Source organism: Rhizobium sp. BK312 (assembly GCF_014193605.1).
GTDB lineage: Bacteria > Pseudomonadota > Alphaproteobacteria > Rhizobiales > Rhizobiaceae > Rhizobium.
Window position 1 is genome coordinate 1 of the sequence record NZ_JACHZP010000020.1, and the last position, 20,947, is coordinate 20,947.

At 58.3% G+C, this 20,947-nt stretch carries 18 protein-coding genes, 1 tRNA gene and 1 pseudogene; 2 read left to right on the top strand and 18 right to left on the bottom strand.

The features are described from left to right. The 4 genes from FHT85_RS30130 to rpsL form a co-directional block, all read right to left on the bottom strand. The coding region (locus FHT85_RS30130; RefSeq protein ID WP_018010120.1) for a GTP-binding protein at positions 1-93 on the bottom strand (93 nt) is incomplete at its 3' end. Between the two features lie 66 nt (positions 94-159). Then, complete coding sequence (gene fusA / locus FHT85_RS30135; protein WP_112337467.1) at positions 160-2,259, bottom strand: elongation factor G; 2,100 nt, start codon at positions 2,257-2,259, stop codon at positions 160-162. 30 nt (positions 2,260-2,289) lie between these two features. Then, positions 2,290-2,760 (bottom strand): 30S ribosomal protein S7, encoded by a 471-nt coding sequence (gene rpsG, locus FHT85_RS30140; protein WP_015339596.1) that lies wholly within the window; start codon positions 2,758-2,760, stop codon positions 2,290-2,292. A gap of 81 nt (positions 2,761-2,841) precedes the next feature. Then, positions 2,842-3,213 carry a 30S ribosomal protein S12 gene (rpsL, locus tag FHT85_RS30145; RefSeq protein ID WP_003507760.1) on the bottom strand — a complete coding sequence of 124 codons (372 nt, stop codon included), beginning with the start codon at positions 3,211-3,213 and terminating at the stop codon, positions 2,842-2,844. A gap of 509 nt (positions 3,214-3,722) precedes the next feature. On the opposite strand from rpsL, the gene FHT85_RS30150 reads away from it, so the two are divergent. After that, positions 3,723-4,016, top strand: coding sequence for a hypothetical protein (locus FHT85_RS30150; RefSeq protein ID WP_004123433.1), 294 nt, complete (start codon positions 3,723-3,725; stop codon positions 4,014-4,016). Positions 4,017-4,131: 115 nt separating this feature from the next. Here the strand turns inward: FHT85_RS30150 and rpoC are convergent, their stop codons facing one another. The 12 genes from rpoC to FHT85_RS30210 all read right to left on the bottom strand — a co-directional run bounded on the left by rpoC (position 4,132) and on the right by FHT85_RS30210 (position 19,574). After that, positions 4,132-8,340, bottom strand: coding sequence for a DNA-directed RNA polymerase subunit beta' (rpoC, locus tag FHT85_RS30155; RefSeq protein WP_015339595.1), 4,209 nt, complete (start codon positions 8,338-8,340; stop codon positions 4,132-4,134). Positions 8,341-8,514: 174 nt separating this feature from the next. Next, on the bottom strand, positions 8,515-12,657 hold the full coding sequence (gene rpoB / locus FHT85_RS30160) for a DNA-directed RNA polymerase subunit beta (RefSeq protein ID WP_112413189.1): 4,143 nt from the start codon (positions 12,655-12,657) through the stop codon (positions 8,515-8,517). A gap of 262 nt (positions 12,658-12,919) precedes the next feature. Further along, positions 12,920-13,303, bottom strand: coding sequence for a 50S ribosomal protein L7/L12 (gene rplL / locus FHT85_RS30165; RefSeq protein ID WP_112337470.1), 384 nt, complete (start codon positions 13,301-13,303; stop codon positions 12,920-12,922). A 58-nt stretch (positions 13,304-13,361) separates the two neighbouring features. Next, positions 13,362-13,880: a 50S ribosomal protein L10 gene (rplJ, locus tag FHT85_RS30170; protein WP_004123444.1), complete on the bottom strand. Its 519-nt coding sequence runs from the start codon at positions 13,878-13,880 to the stop codon at positions 13,362-13,364. Between the two features lie 329 nt (positions 13,881-14,209). Further along, the gene (rplA, locus tag FHT85_RS30175) at positions 14,210-14,908 is read right to left on the bottom strand and encodes a 50S ribosomal protein L1 (RefSeq protein ID WP_069614843.1); all 699 of its coding nucleotides are present in this window, start codon (positions 14,906-14,908) and stop codon (positions 14,210-14,212) included. A 4-nt stretch (positions 14,909-14,912) separates the two neighbouring features. Continuing rightward, on the bottom strand, positions 14,913-15,344 hold the full coding sequence (gene rplK, locus FHT85_RS30180; RefSeq protein WP_112337471.1) for a 50S ribosomal protein L11: 432 nt from the start codon (positions 15,342-15,344) through the stop codon (positions 14,913-14,915). A 213-nt stretch (positions 15,345-15,557) separates the two neighbouring features. Continuing rightward, complete coding sequence (gene nusG / locus FHT85_RS30185) at positions 15,558-16,088, bottom strand: transcription termination/antitermination protein NusG (RefSeq protein WP_004123460.1); 531 nt, start codon at positions 16,086-16,088, stop codon at positions 15,558-15,560. 18 nt (positions 16,089-16,106) lie between these two features. Then, positions 16,107-16,307, bottom strand: a complete 201-nt coding sequence (secE, locus tag FHT85_RS30190; protein WP_069614841.1) for a preprotein translocase subunit SecE — start codon at positions 16,305-16,307, stop codon at positions 16,107-16,109. 195 nt (positions 16,308-16,502) lie between these two features. Then, positions 16,503-16,578, bottom strand: a tRNA-Trp gene (locus tag FHT85_RS30195). 213 nt (positions 16,579-16,791) lie between these two features. Beyond that, the gene (locus FHT85_RS30200; protein ID WP_112337472.1) at positions 16,792-17,676 is read right to left on the bottom strand and encodes a 3-deoxy-manno-octulosonate cytidylyltransferase; all 885 of its coding nucleotides are present in this window, start codon (positions 17,674-17,676) and stop codon (positions 16,792-16,794) included. Further along, positions 17,673-18,359 carry a glycosyltransferase gene (locus FHT85_RS30205; RefSeq protein WP_112413190.1) on the bottom strand — a complete coding sequence of 229 codons (687 nt, stop codon included), beginning with the start codon at positions 18,357-18,359 and terminating at the stop codon, positions 17,673-17,675. Before FHT85_RS30205 ends, FHT85_RS30200 begins: the two co-directional genes overlap by 4 nt. 321 nt (positions 18,360-18,680) lie before the next feature. After that, positions 18,681-19,574, bottom strand: a complete 894-nt coding sequence (locus FHT85_RS30210; RefSeq protein ID WP_112413191.1) for an NAD-dependent epimerase/dehydratase family protein — start codon at positions 19,572-19,574, stop codon at positions 18,681-18,683. A 155-nt stretch (positions 19,575-19,729) separates the two neighbouring features. On the opposite strand from FHT85_RS30210, the gene FHT85_RS30215 reads away from it, so the two are divergent. Then, the gene (locus FHT85_RS30215; protein ID WP_112413192.1) at positions 19,730-20,260 is read left to right on the top strand and encodes a GrpB family protein; all 531 of its coding nucleotides are present in this window, start codon (positions 19,730-19,732) and stop codon (positions 20,258-20,260) included. A 13-nt stretch (positions 20,261-20,273) separates the two neighbouring features. Here the strand turns inward: FHT85_RS30215 and FHT85_RS30220 are convergent, their stop codons facing one another. Continuing rightward, positions 20,274-20,783, bottom strand: a complete 510-nt coding sequence (locus FHT85_RS30220) for an AAA family ATPase (protein WP_112413193.1) — start codon at positions 20,781-20,783, stop codon at positions 20,274-20,276. 70 nt (positions 20,784-20,853) lie between these two features. Beyond that, positions 20,854-20,947: pseudogene (locus FHT85_RS30225) on the bottom strand (elongation factor Tu); the annotation flags it as partial.

The window sequence follows — 20,947 nt, forward strand, 5'->3', positions numbered from 1 at the left end:
CGCTGCCGTCAAGGACGTCTTGCCGTGGTCAACGTGACCGATCGTACCGATGTTAACGTGCGGCTTATTGCGCTCAAACTTACTCTTTGCCATTTTCGGCTCTCCGTTTTCCTGTCCCCTGAGGGATCAATTCTTGTTATCGGTCAATTGGTATTCCGGTCACTTCTGACCGGAATACTTTGCCTGGATTTCCTGTGCGACGTTCGACGGAACCGGCGCGTAATGATCGAAGGTCATCGTGTACTGTGCACGGCCCTGAGACATCGAGCGCAGGTTATCAACGTACTTGAACATGTTCGCCAGCGGGACGTTCGCGTTGATGACAACAGCGATACCGCGGCTTTCCTGGCCCTGGATCTGGCCACGACGCGAGTTCAGGTCGCCGATGACGTCGCCGACGTAATCTTCCGGCGTCACGACTTCGACCTTCATCATCGGCTCGAGGAGCTGGGCACCAGCTTCGCGGGCTGCTTCACGGAAGCAAGCGCGGGAAGCGATTTCGAAGGCCAGAACCGACGAGTCAACATCGTGGAAGGCGCCGTCGATGAGCGTCGCCTTGACGCCGAGCATCGGGAAGCCAGCCAGCGGACCAGAAGACAGGACGCTTTCGATACCCTTCTGAACGCCCGGGATGTATTCCTTCGGAACAGAACCGCCGACGATCTTGGACTCGAACTTGAAATCGTCGCCGTCCGGGTTCGGTTCGAACACGATCTTGACGCGAGCGAACTGACCGGTACCACCCGACTGCTTCTTGTGTGTGTAGTCCTTTTCCGTCTGGCGTGTGATGGTTTCGCGGTAAGCAACCTGCGGCGCACCGACGGTCGCTTCAACCTTGAATTCACGACGCATGCGGTCGACGATGATGTCGAGGTGAAGTTCACCCATGCCGGCGATGATCGTCTGACCCGATTCCTGGTCCGTCTTCACGCGGAAGGACGGATCTTCAGCAGCCAGACGGTTGAGCGCGAGGCCCATCTTTTCCTGGTCGCCCTTGGTCTTCGGTTCGATCGCGATCTGGATGACCGGCTCGGGGAATTCCATGCGCTCAAGGATAACCGGCTTCAGCGGATCGCAGAGCGTATCGCCAGTCGTGGTTTCCTTGAGGCCGGCCAGAGCAACGATGTCGCCAGCAAAGGCTTCTTCGATGTCTTCACGCGAGTTCGAGTGCATCTGCAGCATACGGCCGACGCGCTCGCGCTTGTCCTTGACCGTGTTGATGACCGATGCGCCCTTTTCGAGCTTGCCGGAGTAGATGCGGGCGAAGGTGAGCGAACCGACGAAGGGGTCGTTCATGATCTTGAATGCCAGCATGGACAACGGCTCGCTGTCGTCGGCGTGACGTTCGATTTCGGCTTCCGTCTTGAAGTCGATGCCCTTGATCGCCGGAATGTCGAGCGGCGACGGCAGGTAATCGACAACAGCGTCGAGCAACGGCTGAACACCCTTGTTCTTGAAGGCGGTGCCACAGAACATCGGATGGAACTTGACGTCGATCGTGCCGCGACGGACGAGCGCGCGGATCTGATCGTTGTCAGGCAGATTGCCTTCGAGGTAGGCTTCTGTCGCGGCTTCGTCGATCTCGACAACGGTCTCGATCAGCTTTTCGCGGTATTCAGCAGCCTTGGCCTTCATGTCTTCCGGGATTTCGACGACGTCCCACTGAGCGCCGAGCGATTCATCGCGCCAGATGAGAGCATTCATCTCGATCAGGTCGACGACGCCCTTGAATTCGGTTTCAGCACCGATCGGCAGCTGCATGACAACAGCCGTCGCGCCAAGGCGGGTCTTGATCATCTCGACCGAGCGATAGAAGTCAGCGCCGGTCTTGTCCATCTTGTTGCAGAAGATCATGCGCGGAACATGATACTTCTCAGCCTGACGCCATACGGTTTCCGTCTGGGGCTCAACGCCGGCATTGGCGTCGAGCAAAGCGATGGCACCGTCGAGAACGCGCAGCGAACGCTCGACTTCGATGGTGAAGTCGACGTGGCCGGGGGTGTCGATGATGTTGAAGCGGCGGGTCTTGCCGTCGCGGCCCTTCCAGAAGGTGGTCGTGGCAGCGGAGGTGATCGTGATGCCACGCTCCTGCTCCTGCTCCATCCAGTCCATGGTGGCTGCGCCGTCGTGCACTTCGCCGATCTTGTGCGACTTGCCGGTGTAGTAAAGAATACGCTCGGTGGTCGTGGTCTTGCCGGCGTCGATATGCGCCATGATACCGAAATTGCGGTAGTCTTCGATTTTATATTCGCGAGCCATAGTGGACTGCCTTTCCGAAACCGTTCGGGATTACCAGCGATAATGCGAGAACGCACGGTTGGCATCAGCCATCTTGTGCGTGTCTTCGCGCTTCTTGACGGCAGCGCCGCGGTTGTTGGAGGCATCGAGAAGTTCGCCGCAGAGACGATCGACCATGGTCGTCTCGTTACGCTTACGAGCAGCAGTGATCAGCCAGCGAATGGCCAGAGCCTGACGGCGCTCAGGACGCACGTCGACCGGAACCTGGTACGTAGCACCACCAACGCGGCGCGAGCGGACTTCAACGTGCGGAGCGATGTTATCCAAAGCCTGATGGAACACGCCGAGCGGCTCCTGCTTTGCCTTGCCCTGCACGGCGTCAAACGCGCCATATACGATGTTTTCAGCTACGGACTTCTTGCCGTCGAGCATGATGGCATTCATGAACTTGGTAACGACCAGATCGCCGAACTTCGGGTCCGGGTTGATCTCGCGCTTTTCTGCTCTGTGACGTCTGGACATATAACTTCTCGTCTCTCAACTTTTGCGACGCTTCACCACGCGGAGAACCTCGCGCAGCGCCGGATTATCTAAAAATCCGAATTACTTCGGACGCTTTGCACCGTACTTCGAACGGCGCTGCTTGCGGTTCTTGACACCCTGGGTGTCGAGAACGCCGCGGATGATGTGGTAGCGAACACCCGGAAGGTCCTTAACGCGGCCGCCACGGATCATGACGACGGAGTGTTCCTGAAGGTTGTGACCTTCACCGGGGATGTAACCAATGACTTCGAAGCCGTTGGTCAGGCGGATCTTTGCGACCTTACGCAGAGCCGAGTTCGGCTTCTTCGGCGTCGTGGTGTAGACGCGGGTGCAAACGCCGCGCTTCTGCGGGTTCTCCTGAAGAGCGGGAACCTTGTTACGCTTTACCTGCGCCTGGCGAGGCTTGCGGATCAGCTGGTTTACGGTAGGCATTCAACCATCCCTTGTAAATCTATCTCGACACCCTTACGGGCATGACTTTCGCCGTCACCGGCACCGACACACGTTCGTCTCAATGCGCAAAACGTGGCCCGATCCGCTTTCGCAGATGGACCACAGAAAAGCAGAGGACACCAAAAGTGGCGTCGTGCGTGCAGCATTCGTGTCTTCAACGTGCGTTTAGAACCTTGTTTGAGGTGAACTCCAGGGCGCGTCGCCCCGAATAGCCATGCCTCACATGGGTTCCGATGGCGGCGGTACTACTGGTTTCCCGCCGGTTCGTCAAGGCCGGTTAAGAAATTATCTTTGTCATAAAGCCCGGAAACCCCGGACAAACCAGCCATTTGGCGCATTGGATACGGAAATGCCGCCCCTTCCGCAAGATGGACTTTGGTATTTCGACAAAATCCCTATAAGGAATCACGGAAGAATATTTCCATCCGACGGACCCGCGCGGCAAAAAGGAATCGCCGGGTCGATTCGATACTCCCGAAGGAAGATCCATGATTACTGCGCCAGACAACGACAACAATTCAGACGGTCCCATGGTCTTCATCATCATCGGCAAGGGCTACGAGACCGATGGCGGCGAAGGCATCGACTTGCATGTCATGCTGAAAGCGCCTGACGACGATACCGCCGTGCGCGAGGCGCTGAACGCGTTGGCCGAGGAAGGCTTCATCGAGGCCGATCTCGACCAGATCGGGCTCCTGACGGATATACCGGACGAAGAGCCCCATGCCTCCGCCTACCAAGGCGCGCTCGAAGGTGAAGTCGCGATCATCCGCTTCCGCTGATTGGACGACCGCCAGCGGTGGCGGCCTCCCCTCGCCCCATCGATTTTATCATCGCATAAAAAGAAACCGCCCGGATCGCTCCGGGCGGTTTTGATTTTTCACATTCGCTACCGGCTTATTCAGCCGGGCTGTTCTCGCTGGCGAGATCCTGCAGCATCGGCGTTGCGACACCGGCATCCGTGCCCTTGCGGCGCTCTTCGAGGATGAGCTCGTCGCGGGCCGTAGCGATACGGCGGATCTGCGTCATGGTACCGCCGGTACCGGCCGGGATGAGGCGGCCGACGATGACGTTTTCCTTCAGGCCCTGCAGACCGTCGGTCTTGCCGGCGATTGCAGCTTCGGTGAGCACCTTCGTCGTTTCCTGGAAGGATGCGGCCGAGATGAAGGACGGCGTCTGCAGCGATGCCTTGGTGATCCCAAGCAGAACCGGATCGCCATAAGCAGGCTTCTTGCCTTCTTCGATCAGGCGATCGTTGTTGTCGTCCAGCTCGATACGGTCGACGTTGTCGCCGACGATGTACTGGCTGTCGCCCGCATCGGTGATTTCCACCTTCTGCAGCATCTGACGGACAATCACTTCGATGTGCTTGTCGTTGATGACAACGCCCTGCAAGCGGTAGACTTCCTGGATTTCGTTGACCAGGTAGGAAGCCAGAGCTTCCACGCCCTTGATCGCCAGGATGTCGTGCGGAGCCGGGTTACCGTCGAGTATGTAATCACCCTTTTCGATATAGTCGCCTTCCTGAAGGTGGAAGGGCTTGCCCTTCGGGATCAGGTATTCGACCGGCTCGACACCGTCTTCCGCCGGCTCGATGATGACGCGACGCTTGTTCTTGTAGTCGCGGCCGAGGCGGATCGTACCATCGATCTCTGCGATGATGGCGTGGTCCTTCGGACGACGAGCTTCGAACAGTTCGGCAACGCGCGGCAGACCACCGGTGATGTCCTTGGTCTTGGCGCTTTCCAGCGGCGAACGGGCGAGAACGTCACCCTGCGACACCTTCGTACCCGGCTCGACCGACAGGATCGCGTCGACCGAGAGAAGGAAGCGAGCTTCGCCACCACGCGACAGCTTGGCAATATTGCCGCTGGCGTCCTTGATGACGATCGCCGGCTTCAGATCGGAGCCGCGCGGCGTCGAGCGCCAGTCGATAACCTGACGCTTGGTGATACCGGTGGATTCGTCCGTCGCTTCAAGAACCGAGAGACCGTCGACGACATCTTCGAAGTGAACCGTACCGGCCACTTCCGTCATCATCGGACGGGTATAGGGGTCCCACTCCGCCAGACGCTGACCGCGCTTCACCTTGTCGCCGTCGTCGACATACAGCTTCGAGCCGTAAGCGACGCGCTGCGAGGAGCGTTCGACACCACGTTCGTCCAGGATCTGGACCGTCATGTTGCGGCCCATGGCAACCAGGTTGCCATCGGAGTTGCGCAACATGTTGCGGTTCTTGATCTGAACCGTGCCTTCATACGAAGCTTCCAGGAACGACTGGTCGACCACGGTCGCCGTGCCGCCCAAGTGGAAGGTACGCATGGTCAGCTGGGTGCCCGGCTCACCGATCGACTGAGCGGCGATGACGCCGACAGCTTCACCGATGTTGACAGGCGTACCGCGAGCAAGGTCACGACCGTAGCAGACCGAGCATACGCCCGTCTGGATTTCGCAGGTCAGGGCCGAACGGATGCGGATCGACTGGATACCAGCCTTCTCGATCTCGATGACATCCGGTTCCAAGATCATCTTGCCGGCATCGACGATGCGCTCACCCGTGACCGGATGATCGATATCGTCCAGGGCCGTACGGCCGAGGATGCGGGCGCCGAGCGAGGCGACGACCTGACCAGCATCGACGATGGCGGTCATGGTGAGGCCGTTTTCGGTACCGCAATCGACGTGCGTGACGATGCAATCCTGCGCGACGTCGACGAGACGGCGGGTCAGGTAACCGGAGTTCGCGGTCTTCAAGGCGGTGTCGGCCAGACCCTTACGGGCACCGTGCGTCGAGTTGAAGTACTCGTTAACGGTTAGGCCTTCCTTGAAGTTCGAGATGATCGGCGTCTCGATGATTTCGCCCGACGGCTTGGCCATGAGGCCGCGCATGCCGCCCAGCTGGCGCATCTGGTTCGGCGAACCACGGGCACCAGAGTGGCTCATCATGTAGATCGAGTTCATCGGCTTCTGGCGACCGGTCTTCTCGTCGAATTCAACGGCCTTAATGCGGGCCATCATTTCTTCGGCGACTTTCTCCGTGGCCTTGCCCCAGGCGTCGACAACCTTGTTGTACTTTTCGCCCTGAGTGATGAGACCGTCGTTGTACTGCTGCTCGTATTCCTTCACGAGCGCTTCGGTATCGCCGACGATCTTAACCTTGGTATCCGGAATGACCATGTCGTCCTTGCCGAACGAAATGCCGGCGCGGCAGGCATGCGAGAAGCCGAGCTGCATGATGCGGTCGCAGAAAATGACCGTGTCCTTCTGGCCGCAATGGCGATAGACCGTGTCGATCATCTTGGAGATGTTCTTCTTGGTCATTTCCTGGTTGCAGATGTCGAAGGTCACCTTGCCATGCTTCGGCAGGAGTTCACCGATCAGCAGACGGCCGGGGGTCGTTTCATAGATCTTCGAATAGGGCTTGCCATCTTCGCCGATCGACTTGAAGCGGCCACGGATCTTCGAGTGCAGCGTCACGACCTTATTTTCAAGCGCGTGATGCAGCTCACCGAGATCCGAGAAGGCCATGCCTTCGCCCGGTTCGTTCTGGTTCAGGATCGACAGATAGTACAGGCCGAGAACCATGTCCTGCGAGGGAACGATGATCGGCGCGCCGTTTGCCGGGTGCAGAATGTTGTTGGTCGACATCATCAGCACGCGGGCTTCCAGCTGGGCTTCCAGCGAGAGCGGCACGTGAACGGCCATCTGGTCACCGTCGAAGTCGGCATTGAAGGCCGTGCAGACGAGCGGGTGCAGCTGGATGGCCTTGCCTTCGACCAGCGTGGGTTCGAAGGCCTGGATGCCCAAGCGGTGCAGCGTCGGTGCGCGGTTCAGGAGAACCGGATGCTCGCGGATAACCTCGTCCAGGATATCCCAGACTTCCGGCTTTTCCTTTTCGACCAGCTTCTTGGCCTGCTTGACGGTCGAGGAATAACCCTTCGCGTCGAGGCGGGCATAGATGAACGGCTTGAACAGCTCGAGCGCCATCTTCTTCGGCAGACCGCACTGGTGCAGCTTGAGTTCCGGACCGGTCACGATAACCGAACGGCCGGAATAGTCGACGCGCTTGCCAAGCAGGTTCTGGCGGAAGCGGCCCTGCTTGCCCTTGAGCATGTCGGACAGCGACTTCAACGGACGCTTGTTGGCGCCGGTGATGACGCGGCCACGACGGCCGTTGTCGAACAGCGCATCGACAGATTCCTGCAGCATGCGCTTTTCGTTGCGGATGATGATGCCCGGAGCACGCAGTTCGATGAGGCGCTTCAGACGGTTGTTACGGTTGATGACGCGGCGATACAGATCGTTCAGATCCGATGTCGCGAAACGGCCGCCATCCAGCGGAACCAGCGGGCGCAGGTCCGGCGGGATGACCGGGACGACCTTCATGATCATCCATTCCGGACGGTTGCCTGACTCCATGAAGTTCTCGACGATCTTCAGGCGCTTCATCAATTTCTTCTGCTTGAGATCCGACGTGGTGTCGGCAAGCTCGGAACGCAGGTCGCCGGCGATCTTTTCGAGATTCATGCTGGCCAGCATCTCGTAGATCGCTTCAGCGCCGATCATGGCGGTGAACTGGTCTTCGCCATACTCGTCGACGGCGAGCATATACTCTTCTTCCGAGAGAAGCTGGTGCTCCTTAAGAGCAGTCAGGCCCGGCTCGGTGACGATGTAGTTTTCGAAGTAGAGCACGCGCTCCACATCCTTCAGCGTCATGTCGAGCAGCGTCGAAATGCGCGAAGGCAGTGACTTCAGGAACCAGATGTGGGCAACGGGAGCGGCGAGCTCGATATGGCCCATGCGCTCACGGCGAACGCGCGACAGCGTGACTTCGACGCCGCATTTTTCGCAGATGATGCCCTTGTACTTCATGCGCTTGTACTTGCCGCACAAGCATTCGTAGTCCTTGATCGGTCCAAAGATTCGTGCGCAGAAAAGACCATCGCGTTCCGGCTTGAACGTACGATAGTTGATCGTTTCCGGCTTCTTGATCTCGCCATAAGACCAGGAAAGAATCTTCTCCGGCGACGCAATCGAAATCCGGATGGAATCGAAATTCTGCGCAGGCACCTGCGGATTGAAAAGATTCATGACCTCTTGGTTCATGCCTATCTCCTTTAGGGGCGAAACGCCCTCGAATTGCGAACAGTGCCGGCAAATCCCGGGAACCGGACTGACGCTTTAAAACCGCCTTGCGGCGCCATGCATCCGAAGGGACGCCAACGGCGCTGCAATATTCCAAGCGGTGCGCGCTGACTGGCAGCGCGCACCCGCAGGCTATTACTCGGCTGCGTCCGGAAGCTGGCTTGCCGTCTGCAGATCGTCGACCTTGGAGTTTTCCAGTTCGACGCTGAGGCCCAGCGAGCGCATTTCCTTGACGAGAACGTTGAAGCTTTCCGGAATGCCCGCCTCGAAGGTGTCGTCGCCACGAACGATGGCTTCGTAGACCTTGGTGCGGCCGGCCACGTCGTCCGACTTGACCGTGAGCATTTCCTGCAGCGTGTAGGCTGCACCATAAGCTTCGAGCGCCCAGACTTCCATTTCGCCGAAGCGCTGGCCGCCGAACTGCGCCTTACCGCCCAGCGGCTGCTGGGTAACGAGCGAGTACGGACCGATCGAACGGGCATGGATCTTGTCGTCGACAAGGTGGTTCAGCTTCAGCATGTAGATGTAGCCAACCGTGACCTGGCGGTCGAACTGCTCGCCGGTACGACCGTCGTACAGCGTCGACTGACCGGTCTGCTTGAGACCCGCCATTGCCAGCATGTGGTTGACGTCAGCTTCGCCAGCGCCGTCGAAGACCGGGGTCGCGATGGACACGCCACGCTTCCATTGATCGGCCAGACGCAGCACCGACGCATCGTCATACTCGTGAACGTCGTCGCTCTTCGGACCGTCGCCGACGACCAGATCGATCGTCTTGCGCAGAGGCTCGATGTTGCCGCTCGCCTTGTAGGCTTCGATCAGTTCGCCGATCTGACGACCCATGCCGGCGCAAGCCCAGCCAAGGTGCGTTTCGAGAATCTGACCGACGTTCATACGCGAGGGAACGCCCAGCGGGTTCAGCACGATATCAACATGCGTACCGTCTTCCAGGAACGGCATGTCCTCGACCGGAACAATGCGCGAGACCACGCCCTTGTTCCCGTGACGGCCTGCCATCTTGTCGCCCGGCTGGATCTTGCGCTTCACAGCGACGAAGACCTTGACCATCTTCATGACGCCCGGAGGCATTTCGTCGCCGCGCTGGACCTTTTCGACCTTGTCCATGAAGCGCTGTTCGAGGCGCGACTTGGATTCGTCGTACTGGCCACGCAGGGCTTCGAGCTCGCTCTGGACCTTTTCGTCCTCGACGGCAAACATCCACCACTGCGAACGCGGATACTCGGAAACGACGGCGTTCGACAGTTCCGTGCCCTTCTTGAAGCCCTTCGGACCAGCAAGAGCAACCTGACCGCGCAGCATCTCGACCAGACGGCCGTAGACGTTACGGTCGAGGATCGCCTGTTCGTCGTCGCGGTCCTTGGCAAGGCGTTCGATCTCTTCGCGCTCGATCGCCATGGCACGTTCGTCCTTTTCGACGCCGTGACGGTTGAAGACGCGAACTTCGACGACCGTACCGTAGGTGCCGGGCGGCATGCGCATGGAGGTATCGCGAACGTCCGATGCCTTTTCACCGAAGATGGCGCGCAGGAGCTTTTCTTCCGGCGTCATCGGGCTTTCACCCTTCGGCGTGATCTTGCCGACGAGGATATCGCCCGGCTGAACTTCGGCGCCGATGTAAACGATGCCGGCTTCGTCCAGGTTCTTCAGCGCTTCTTCCGAAACGTTCGGAATGTCGCGGGTGATTTCTTCCGGACCGAGCTTGGTGTCGCGCGCCATCACTTCGAATTCTTCGATGTGGATGGAGGTGAACACGTCGTCGGCAACGATACGCTCGGAGAGCAGGATCGAGTCTTCGTAGTTATAGCCGTTCCACGGCATGAACGCGACGAGCACGTTGCGGCCGAGAGCCAGATCGCCGAGGTCGGTCGAGGGACCGTCTGCCAGGATGTCGCCCTTGTTGACCACGTCACCGACGGTGACCAGCGGACGCTGGTTGACGCAGGTGTTCTGGTTCGAACGCTGGAACTTCATCAGGCGGTAGATATCGACGCCGGACTTCGACGGATCGAGGTCTTCGGTGGCGCGGATAACGATACGCGTTGCGTCGACCTGGTCGACCACGCCGCCGCGGCGGGCGCCGATGGCAGCACCGGAGTCACGCGCGACGACCGGCTCCATGCCGGTACCGACGAACGGGGCTTCGGCACGCAGAAGCGGCACGGCCTGACGCTGCATGTTCGAGCCCATGAGAGCGCGGTTGGCGTCGTCGTTTTCCAGGAACGGGATCAGAGCGGCAGCGACCGAAACCAGCTGCTTCGGCGAGACGTCCATCAGGTTGATGTTGTCGCGCGGAGCGAGCATGACTTCGCCGGCATGACGGCAAACGACGAATTCCTCGATGAAGGAGCCGTCGGCGTCGAGCTCGGCATTGGCCTGAGCAACGTAGTACTTCGCCTCTTCCATGGCGGAGAGGTAAAGCACGTCGTTGGTCACCTTACCGTCGATGATACGGCGATAAGGGCTTTCGATGAAGCCGTACTTGTTAACGCGGGCAAAGGTCGCCAGCGAGTTGATAAGACCGATGTTCGGACCTTCCGGCGTTTCGATCGGGCAAATGCGACCGTAGTGCGTCGGATGAACGTCGCGGACTTCGAAGCCGGCGCGCTCGCGGGTCAGACCGCCCGGGCCGAGAGCCGAAAGACGGCGCTTGTGGGTGATTTCCGAAAGCGGGTTCACCTGGTCCATGAACTGCGACAGCTGCGAGGAGCCGAAGAATTCGCGGACGGCAGCGGCAGCCGGCTTTGCGTTGATCAGGTCCTGTGGCATGACCGTGTCGATTTCGATCGAGGACATACGTTCCTTGATCGCACGCTCCATGCGCAGCAGACCCAGACGATACTGATTTTCCATCAGCTCGCCGACCGAACGGACGCGGCGGTTGCCGAGGTTGTCGATGTCGTCGATCTCGCCCTTGCCGTCACGCAGCTCGACAAGCATCTTGACCACGGCCAGGATGTCGTCCTTGCGCAGGATGCGGACGGTGTCTTCGACATCGAGGTCGAGGCGCATGTTCATCTTGACGCGGCCGACGGCGGAGAGATCATAACGCTCCGCATCGAAAAACAGCGAGTTGAACATGGCTTCGGCCGATTCCATGGTCGGCGGCTCGCCCGGACGCATGACGCGGTAGATGTCAAACAGAGCGTCCTGGCGGTTCTCGTTCTTGTCAGCCGACAGCGTATTACGGATGTAGGCACCGACATTGATGTGGTCGATGCCGAGGATCGGGATCTCGTCGAAGCCGGCCTTCAGGATGACAGGCAGGGTCTTCTCGTCGATTTCGTCGCCGGCTTCGAGATAAATCTCGCCGGTCTGGAAGTTGACGATGTCTTCTGCCAGGAACAGGCCGTACAGCTCTTCGTCGGTCGCCTTCAGAGCCTTGAGGCCCTTGTCCTGCAACTGACGCAGCAGGCGCGGCGTGAGCTTCTTGCCGCCCTCGACCACGACTTCGCCGGTGTCGGCGTCGATCATGTCTGTAACGGTCTTGGCGCCCTTCAGCGTTTCCGCCTTGAAGGGGATGCGCCAGCCATCGCCGGAGCGCTTATAAAGCGACTTCGTGTAGAAGGTCGACAGGATTTCTTCGCCGTCCATGCCGAGTGCCATCAGCAGCGACGTCACCGGAATCTTGCGGCGACGGTCGATACGGGCGTAGACGATGTCCTTGGCGTCGAATTCGATGTCAAGCCACGAGCCACGATACGGGATGACGCGAGCGGCAAAGAGCAGCTTGCCGGAAGAATGGCTCTTGCCCTTGTCGTGATCGAAGAAGACGCCCGGCGAACGGTGCATCTGCGACACGATCACGCGCTCGGTGCCGTTCACGATGAACGTACCGTTGTTCGTCATGAGCGGCATGTCGCCCATGTAGACGCTTTGTTCCTTGATGTCCTTGATGGACTTCGCGCCCGTATCCTCGTCAATATCGAACACGATCAGACGGAGGGTCACCTTCAGCGGCGCTGCATAGGTCAGGTCGCGCTGGCGGCACTCGTCGACGTCGAACTTCGGCGGCTCGAATTCATAGGAAACGAACTCCAGCATGGAAGCGCCGGAGAAGTCGGTGATCGGGAAAACCGACTTGAAGACGGCCTGAAGACCTTCGTCCGGGCGGCCGCCCTTGGGTTCTTCGACCATGAGAAACTGATCGTAGGACGCCTTCTGAACCTCAATGAGGTTCGGCATCTCTGCGACTTCGGGAATCTTACCAAAAAACTTGCGTACGCGCCTGCGACCGTTGAACGAAAGGGTCTGAGCCATCGTCGCTCCTTTAAAATCCTGCACCCGGGCCTGCAACGGACGGGAATCGCTGGCCAGGCGACCCCATCAATCAATGAGTAGTTCAATCTCGTCTATCTAACCGAAAACCGCTCAGCCGGATTGCGTCGCGGTTCGGTTTGAGACCATCCTCTTGAAGAACCCATTACCCAAAAGCCGTTTTGCCAGCGGCTTTTGGGTAATTCGTTCAGAAAAACGGCAAATGGGAGGTAGCAAAAAGCCACCTCCCAAAGCAGTTTCAAGCTTACTTAACGTCGACCTTAGCGCCGGCGTCTTCGAGCTTCTTCTTGATGTCAGCAGCTTCAGCCTTGGAAACAGCTTCCTTGACAGCCTTCGGAGCGGCTTCAACGAGGTCCTTGGCTTCCTTGAGGCCCAGGCCGGTGATGGCGCGGACTTCCTTGATGACGTTGATCTTGTTCGCGCCGGCATCCGTGAGGATGACGTCGAACTCGGTCTTTTCTTCTTCAGCAGCTGCAGCAGCGCCGCCAGCACCACCGGCAACGGCAGCAACAGCTACCGGAGCAGCGGCGGAAACGCCCCACTTTTCTTCGAGAAGCTTGGACAGTTCTGCGGCTTCGAGAACGGTCAGCGAGGAGAGGTCGTCTACGATCTTTGCGAGATCAGCCATTTTTGTAGTTCCTTTTGTTCGGTTCGAACTGGTTGGTTATGAACAGCGAAAAACCGCCTTACGCGGCTTCGTCCTTCTTGGCGTAGGCCGAGAACACGCGAGCAAGCTGACTTGCCGGCGCTGCAACAACACCTGCGATGCGGGTAGCCGGAGTCTGGATCATGCCCAGCAGCTTCGCGCGCAGCTCATCCAGCGAAGGCAGGGTCGCGAGCGACTTTACACCTTCGGCGTTGAGCGTTGTTGTTCCCATGGCGCCGCCCAAGACAACGATCTTGTCGTTGCCCTTGGCGAAATCCACGACGACCTTCGGAGCGGTAATCGGGTCAGTGCTGTATGCGATCAGCGTCTGACCGGTGAAGAGATTGGAAATCCCTTCCGCATCCGTGCCCTGAAGAGCAATTTTGGCCAGGCGGTTCTTCGCGACTTTGACGGTGCCGCCAGCAGCGCGCATCTTGGAACGAAAATCGTTCATCTGAGCGACTGTAGCACCAGCATAGTGGGCCACGACAACCGAACCAGAAGCCTTGAAGACTTCGTTCAGTTCCGTGACGAATTCGCGTTTTTCCGCTCTTTCCACTGCTTTTCTCCAGTTGACAGGACCGGATTAACGGGCCTGCCGGGTTGCCTTTTGCCTCCTAGGATCAATGAGATCCCAAGCGACGCTTGAGGATCCTGTCCCCTCGCGCTCGAGCCTGACGGCTCCAAGGCACAAGGCATCCAAGGCTCGAACCGAGTTCATCGAAGCAAAGCTTCTTCAAAATTCGGGTCTTACCCGTCTCATGCAGGCTTGAGTGATTAAGGGATAACCACCTGCAATCTCGGACAGGAATTCCGGATTTCTCCGGAAATCCCGGCCCCGAAGGACCGGGAATTCTTAAACGCCGGGCACAACGCCCGGCATAATCATTAGGCGCTCGGCGCCGTAACCGTCGACGGCTCGATCTTGACACCCGGACCCATGGTCGAGGAGATCGCTACGCGCTTGACATAGTTGCCCTTGGCACCAGCCGGCTTCGCCTTGATGACCGCATCAGCGAATGCGCGGATGTTTTCTTCCAGAGCCTTGGCGTCGAACGAAGCCTTGCCGATACCGGCATGGACGATGCCAGCCTTCTCGACGCGGAACTCGACAGCGCCGCCCTTGGAAGCTTCGACGGCACCCTTGACGTCCATCGTAACAGTGCCAACCTTCGGGTTCGGCATCATGCCGCGCGGGCCGAGAACCTTACCGAGACGGCCGACGAGCGGCATCATGTCCGGGGTGGCGATGCAGCGATCGAAATCGATCTTGCCACCCTGAACGATTTCAACCAGGTCTTCAGCACCGACGACGTCTGCGCCAGCAGCCTTGGCTTCATCAGCCTTGGCGCCGCGAGCGAAGACGGCAACGCGAACCGTACGGCCGGTGCCGTTCGGCAGGTTAACAACGCCGCGAACCATCTGGTCGGCGTGACGCGGGTCAACGCCGAGGTTCATCGAGATTTCGACGGTTTCGTCGAACTTGGCGACGGCACGTTCCTTGACCATGTTGATGGCCAGATCCAGAGCATAAAGCTTGGTCGGATCAACGCCTTCACGAATCTTCTGAATACGCTTTGCTACCATGATCTTAGCCCACCACTTCCAGGCCCATCGCGCGGGCAGAGCCCTCGATCATGGCCATTGCGCCTTCGATATCGGCCGCATTCAGATCCTTCATCTTGGCTTCGGCGATCGACTTGATCTGAGCCTTGGTGAGCGAACCAGCCTTGGAACCCTTACCCGGGGTCTTCGAACCGGACTGGATCTTGGCCTCCTTCTTCAGGAAGTAGCTGACCGGCGGCTGCTTCATGATGAAGGTGAAGGACTTGTCCTGGTAGTAGGTGATGACGACCGGGATCGGCATACCCTTTTCCATTTCCTGCGTGGCGGCATTGAACGCCTTGCAGAATTCCATGATGTTAATGCCACGCTGACCAAGCGCAGGACCGATCGGCGGCGACGGATTCGCCGAGCCGGCCTTGACCTGCAGCTTGAGCTGGCCTGCAACTTTCTTAGCCATTTCTCTCTGCCTTTCTATATGACCGGTTGCCCGGCCCACTATGCCGGATCGCTCCGGCGGCTGCGGTTGCGTGGTGCGGATCACCAGGCCCGGCTAAGACCCTACCCTTCCACGCGGATTGCGGCTTGGCCGCGAGACATAAGCAAGCATTTGCTTATATCCAAACTCGAACGAAAGGCTAGCCGCCAGGCCAACCTTTCGTAGAAATCGCAATCAGACCTTCTCGACCTGGCTGTATTCCAGCTCGACCGGCGTAGCACGGCCGAAAATCGACACTTCCACCTTCAGGCGCGAACGCTCTTCATCCACATCCTGAACCGTGCCGTTGAACGAAGCGAACGGACCGTCGGAGACGCGAACCTGCTCGCCGATCTCGAAGGATACGGAAGCCTTCGGCCGCTCGACACCTTCCTGGACCTGACCGAGAATACGCTCGGCTTCATAATCCGGAATCGGAACGGGCTTATTGTCGGAGCCGAGGAAACCAGTGACCTTCGGCGTATTCTTGATCAGGTGGTAAGCTTCATCCGTCAGGTTGGCGCGCACAAGCACGTAACCCGGGAAGAACTTGCGCTCGCTGTCGACCTTGCGGCCGCGACGAACTTCAACAACCTTTTCGGTTGGCACAAGGATCTTTTCGAACAGATGCTCAAGACCCTTCTGCCTGGCCTTCTCCTCAATGGATTCAGCCACCTTCTTTTCGAAATTAGAATAAGCGTGGACGATGTACCAACGTGCCGCCATGTTCATCTCCACCCGATATCAGTTGCCGGTATTCAGCACATAGCTGAGAATCCAGCCAATAAGCTGGTCGGCAGCAAAGAAAAACAGCGAGGCGAAAACGACCATGACGAGCACCATCACCGTCGAGATCATCGTCTCGCGACGCGAGGGCCAAGTGATTTTCGACGTCTCGGAGCGCACCTGCCGCAGAAACGCTAGTGGATTCGTTTTGGATGCCATTGACTGCCCACGCAATTACGGCGCGTAAAGCTGAAACTATCAGCCCCACGCACCGCGTGTCTGTTGAACCCTACATAAACACCGATTCCCAATTTAACAAGAGGCAATACGGCGCTTTCTAAAATTTGCCGACAATCCGGCATAACCCTCAACCAGAGAAGCTGCGAAACGACGCGCCAGTCAAATCAAGGAAAATGGCAGGGGCAGCAGGGCTCGAACCTACGACCTGCGGTTTTGGAGACCGCCGCTCTACCAACTGAGCTATACCCCTTCTTCCTTCGAATATTCACTTCAAGCGGTGGACCGCTTGAGCAGTTCGAAGACTTGGCGCTCCCTTTAAGGCGGGACGAAACGATTGGCAAGAGCGTTTTTTGCTTTTTCCCAATCGGACCTGCAACTTCACATGGGACATGCCCGTGCGGACAGACCTGCCGGACAGGCAAAGCCGCCGCGAACGCTACGGAAAGGATGCCCCTCACCCTCGTTACTCTCCGGGAGAACCTTTCGGCTTGCGCTTGAGAAATTTCGGCCGGAGACGGCGCATGAAGTTATCCGCAGAGCGAATCACATTGGTCAGGGAGATCAGCTTGTCTATTTCGGCATCGGTATTGCCGAGCCGTTCCGACAAAACTTCGGCTGCGGCCAAAGCAATTTCGGCCGGAGGCACCTCCGTGAAGCGCTGGGCAAGGCTGATATAGGGGTTCAGCGCGACCCCGCCATTGATGGTGATCTTTCCAAGGCGGGCAAAGAGACGAAGAAAGGTCTGCTCAAAGCTCCAATCATGGGCGGAAACCACCCTCCACTTCTGACTGCGCCTGGCCGAGAAGCCGGCAAGCACGATTCCGCCCGGCAATTTCAGATCGCTGAGCCAAAGCGCCATGGCAAAGCCGCTCGTCGGCGTCTTGCCTTCAGTATAGAAATCCGAACAGAAGCCCACGAGGTCGAGGTGGCCGGTCGGCGCGCCCTGGAAGTCGGCGGCTGGATTGAGCTTCTCTTCCGGTCCAAGGCGTATGTTCATGATGCCGAGGAAATATTCCTTCGGAAAGAATTTGACCACCTCGCCCACCTCGCCGCGATAGACGATGTTGGCGCCGCGCGGCTGGCCGCGCGAGACTAGCAGCGAGTGCCCATGGAACGGGCGATCCAGAACCTTGTAGACCTTGTTGAAGAAGACGAAGAGCGCCGTCTCAGGAAACTGCGTCTGCAGGCTTGCGATATCAACCGCGTCGCTGTTGGCGACCAGCACGATATGCGAGAAGCCCGCCAGCACCCTGTGCCATTCGTCGGTGCCATTCAGGCCGGCTGCGGAACCCGCAGCCGGAAGGCCGACATCAACGGCACCTGACGCTCTTTGGTCTAATTCCTTCATTTCTGTTGGACGTGCAGCATCCGGTCGCGCATGGCGAACCATTCTTCAGCGTAATCGTCGTTGCGATATTCATCGAAATAGGGGCCGCCATCGGTGAAATGCACCAGCCTGGCATCGTCGCGGTAATCATATTCGTTGACGAGATAGTTCCAGACGACCGGCACCTCGCCGATCTGATCGTCGTTTTCCAGCCACTTGAACTGATGAAGCTGAAGGCCCGTTGCCGTATTGACGAAATCCTTCGACAAAGCCGTGCACTTGGCATTGTTGAATAGGATCATGCTCGACCAGTTCTTCTTTTCATACTTCGTCTGCGTCTGCCCGAGGAATTTGGTCTCGATCTTCGGCTGGTAGTCGTGCTTGACGCACATGGCGGCATAGCGATCGTCACGCAGCGCCCAAAGCTCGGCAATATCGGCGCGGGCGAGCATGTCGCAATCCATGAAGATGCTCCAGCCCTGATAATCGCTGAGATAAGGCACGAGGAAGCGCGAGAAGGAAAACTCGGTCGACTGCAGCGGGTTACGCTCGCGCGTGAAGATGCCCTCGAGATTGTTGAGCACGATCGGCGAGAACACCACTGGAATAGACGAGCGTTCGATGATGCTCTGGGTCAGGACGTGGTAGGCCACGACCTCCTTGGAATCGAACCCGACGAAAATACGCGCAACATTATCCTTCATGATACCTCCGAAACGGCTGGTTTGTTTTGAATCAGCCGGCAAATTATCTTTCGCCGTGACGCAAGCAAGGCTCAATTCATCGCATGAAGCCTATCGGCTGCGGGATGAGGGTTCAACACATGTGCCCGAATACGCCGCACGACGCGCTGCAATCTACGGGAGATGCCGCGAACCTGATCCTACTTAAAGAAACAAGGATATTTGTCGAGTGTTTGCGGAAGCATTTTTGGTTATGCTGCGTAATAAATGGAGAGATTTCCGCTTGTCCCTCTCCCGGGCGCACCAGAGAGCAGCGCCCGGGTATTTCTTAGGCTTTACGCCTCAGACCTTCACATATTTCCGCCAGTCGTGCTCTTCCTTGAAGCCTAGGACCTCGCGAATCTTGCGATTGGACAGCAAGCCCTCATATTCGCCGATCTCGCGCGTGAACGGGACGTTCGGAAAGTGCTTGGCGGCCAGCTCTCGCGACGGCGTATTGGCCGATACAGTGTCGTTGGCGGCGTTGAACACCTGGAAGCCGAGGCCGCTCTTCTCGATGCAGAGATGGACGATCTGGCCGAGATCGCGGGCGTCGATATAGCTCCAGGCGATGCGCTTGCGGATTTCGCTGTTGGCGAAAAACTCGGGGAACCGCTCATATTCATGCGGCTCGATGACATTGCCGATGCGCAGCGCATAGATGTCGATGCCGAAACGCTCGGCGAAAGCCCGAGCCGTCTTTTCATTCACGACCTTGGACAGACCGTAGGAATCCATCGGATTGACATCATAGTCCTCTTCCAGCGGGAACTGATGGAAGTCGCGATGGCCTTCGGCAAAGCAGACGCCATAGGTCGTCTCGCTGGAGGCGACAATGATCTTCTTGACGCCAAGCTTCGCGGCCGCCTCGATGACATTGTAGGTGCTCATCGTGTTGATGCGGAATGTCTCGTTGTCGGGCTTGATCAGGATTCGGGGAATAGCGGCGAAATGCACCACAGCGTCGAAAGGCTGCACACCCTTGCCTTGATCGAGATCCGGAAAATCGCGATGCATGCTGAGGACATTATAGACCTGTCCCGCATCGGTGACATCGGCCTGCAGGTTGGTGACACCGGGGCTGTTCAGTGGCACGAGATCGATATTGTGGACCTCATAGCCGGCATTGACCAGCCAAGGAACTGTGTGACGTCCAGCCTTGCCGCTGCCGCCCGTGAACAAAATACGTTTCTTCATGAAATCTCCTCCAGATAAAATCGAGCGATACATAGGCCCTTGCTTCCATTTCGCAAGACACGGCTTGGTGAGCTGACGCGTTCCCGTCAAAATAATGGGGACGACTCGGTGAAGCATATGCCGCGCGGCGAAAACGACGAAAGGAGATGAGTGGGATGCGACCGATCACGCTTGTCGAATATGATCCGCAATGGCCCCTTCTCTTCGAAAACAGAAGCAAGGCGATTGGCCTGCTGCTTGGCCATCCCGCCACGTTCCATCATATCGGCAGCACTGCCATTGCCGGACTATGCGCCAAACCGAAGCTCGATATCGATGCGGTCCTTTTCTGGGAAGAGGACAGGCTCGACGCGACGGAGCGCCTGAAGGAGGGCGGATATCGCTTTCACGGTAATCCGCACGACGCCGGCCGCTGGACCTTCACCAAGGATGAGACGCCTTACGGCACACGACTTTATCTTTGCCTGCCCGATAACGAGGCCCATCGGGAGCGCCTTCTCTTTCGCGACTATCTGCGCGCCCATCCCGAACGTGCGGCGAATTATGCAACCTTGAAACGGCGTCTGGCCGAAAAGGCCAATGGCGATTGGGACCATTATACCGGCGGCAAGAGCGATTTCGTTGCCGATATCGTCCGCCGCGCGAAGCTCGAATTCGGATCGACGAAAAATATCACCGGACGGTGACAATATCCCTGGGCTAATCGAGCAGGTGCCTCAGCACGTTATCCACGCTATGCTTGAGCGAAAGATGGCTGGTGTCGAGAATCTCAAGGCCGGATGCTTGGGCTTCGCGGCGCAGGTAGGCCGCCCAGTTCATCATATTCGCATCGGCAAGTTCCGGCTGGCCTCGCTCGACGGATAAACGATGCGTCCTCGTTGCATCATCGCAATCGATCAATATGAGGCGATAGTCATCGATATCGGCGGCGGCCGCTGCCTCCTTGATGAAGGATGGCCGCATCTGCCCCTCGAGAAGAATGACCCTACCCTTCCGCACCTGTGGCGCAAGCCGCGCCAGCCATTCCAGGTTCTTATCCCGCTGCCAGCCCTCGGGCGAACCGTGATCGCGGATCATGGCGTCAAGCGACGGCACGCCGATACTGTCGAAATGATGGACGGCTGATGTATAGGCATGGTCCTTGGCGATCGCCTGCGCGATCGCGGTCTTTCCCGAGCCCGAAGCACCGGTCAGAATGATCAGGCTCATGCAATACCTCCGAATGCGAAAAGGCCCCGCTGTTTCCAGCGGGGCCTCTTATAAAGGAATAATCCGAAGATTACTCGACGATGGATGCAACGATGCCAGCGCCGACGGTACGGCCGCCTTCGCGGATGGCGAAGCGAAGCTTTTCTTCCATCGCGATCGGAACG

Excerpts from the sequence above, each read along its gene's own strand:
- fusA (WP_112337467.1), bottom strand. The coding sequence starts at position 2,259 with ATGGCTCGCGAATATAAAATCGAAGACTACCGCAATTTCGGTATCATG.
- rpsG (WP_015339596.1), bottom strand. The coding sequence starts at position 2,760 with ATGTCCAGACGTCACAGAGCAGAAAAGCGCGAGATCAACCCGGACCCG.
- rpsL (WP_003507760.1), bottom strand. The coding sequence starts at position 3,213 with ATGCCTACCGTAAACCAGCTGATCCGCAAGCCTCGCCAGGCGCAGGTA.
- FHT85_RS30150 (WP_004123433.1), top strand. The coding sequence starts at position 3,723 with ATGATTACTGCGCCAGACAACGACAACAATTCAGACGGTCCCATGGTC.
- rpoC (WP_015339595.1), bottom strand. The coding sequence starts at position 8,340 with ATGAACCAAGAGGTCATGAATCTTTTCAATCCGCAGGTGCCTGCGCAG.
- rpoB (WP_112413189.1), bottom strand. The coding sequence starts at position 12,657 with ATGGCTCAGACCCTTTCGTTCAACGGTCGCAGGCGCGTACGCAAGTTT.
- rplL (WP_112337470.1), bottom strand. The coding sequence starts at position 13,303 with ATGGCTGATCTCGCAAAGATCGTAGACGACCTCTCCTCGCTGACCGTT.
- rplA (WP_069614843.1), bottom strand. The coding sequence starts at position 14,908 with ATGGTAGCAAAGCGTATTCAGAAGATTCGTGAAGGCGTTGATCCGACC.
- rplK (WP_112337471.1), bottom strand. The coding sequence starts at position 15,344 with ATGGCTAAGAAAGTTGCAGGCCAGCTCAAGCTGCAGGTCAAGGCCGGC.
- nusG (WP_004123460.1), bottom strand. The coding sequence starts at position 16,088 with ATGGCGGCACGTTGGTACATCGTCCACGCTTATTCTAATTTCGAAAAG.
- secE (WP_069614841.1), bottom strand. The coding sequence starts at position 16,307 with ATGGCATCCAAAACGAATCCACTAGCGTTTCTGCGGCAGGTGCGCTCC.
- FHT85_RS30200 (WP_112337472.1), bottom strand. The coding sequence starts at position 17,676 with ATGAAGGAATTAGACCAAAGAGCGTCAGGTGCCGTTGATGTCGGCCTT.
- FHT85_RS30205 (WP_112413190.1), bottom strand. The coding sequence starts at position 18,359 with ATGAAGGATAATGTTGCGCGTATTTTCGTCGGGTTCGATTCCAAGGAG.
- FHT85_RS30210 (WP_112413191.1), bottom strand. The coding sequence starts at position 19,574 with ATGAAGAAACGTATTTTGTTCACGGGCGGCAGCGGCAAGGCTGGACGT.
- FHT85_RS30215 (WP_112413192.1), top strand. The coding sequence starts at position 19,730 with ATGCGACCGATCACGCTTGTCGAATATGATCCGCAATGGCCCCTTCTC.
- FHT85_RS30220 (WP_112413193.1), bottom strand. The coding sequence starts at position 20,783 with ATGAGCCTGATCATTCTGACCGGTGCTTCGGGCTCGGGAAAGACCGCG.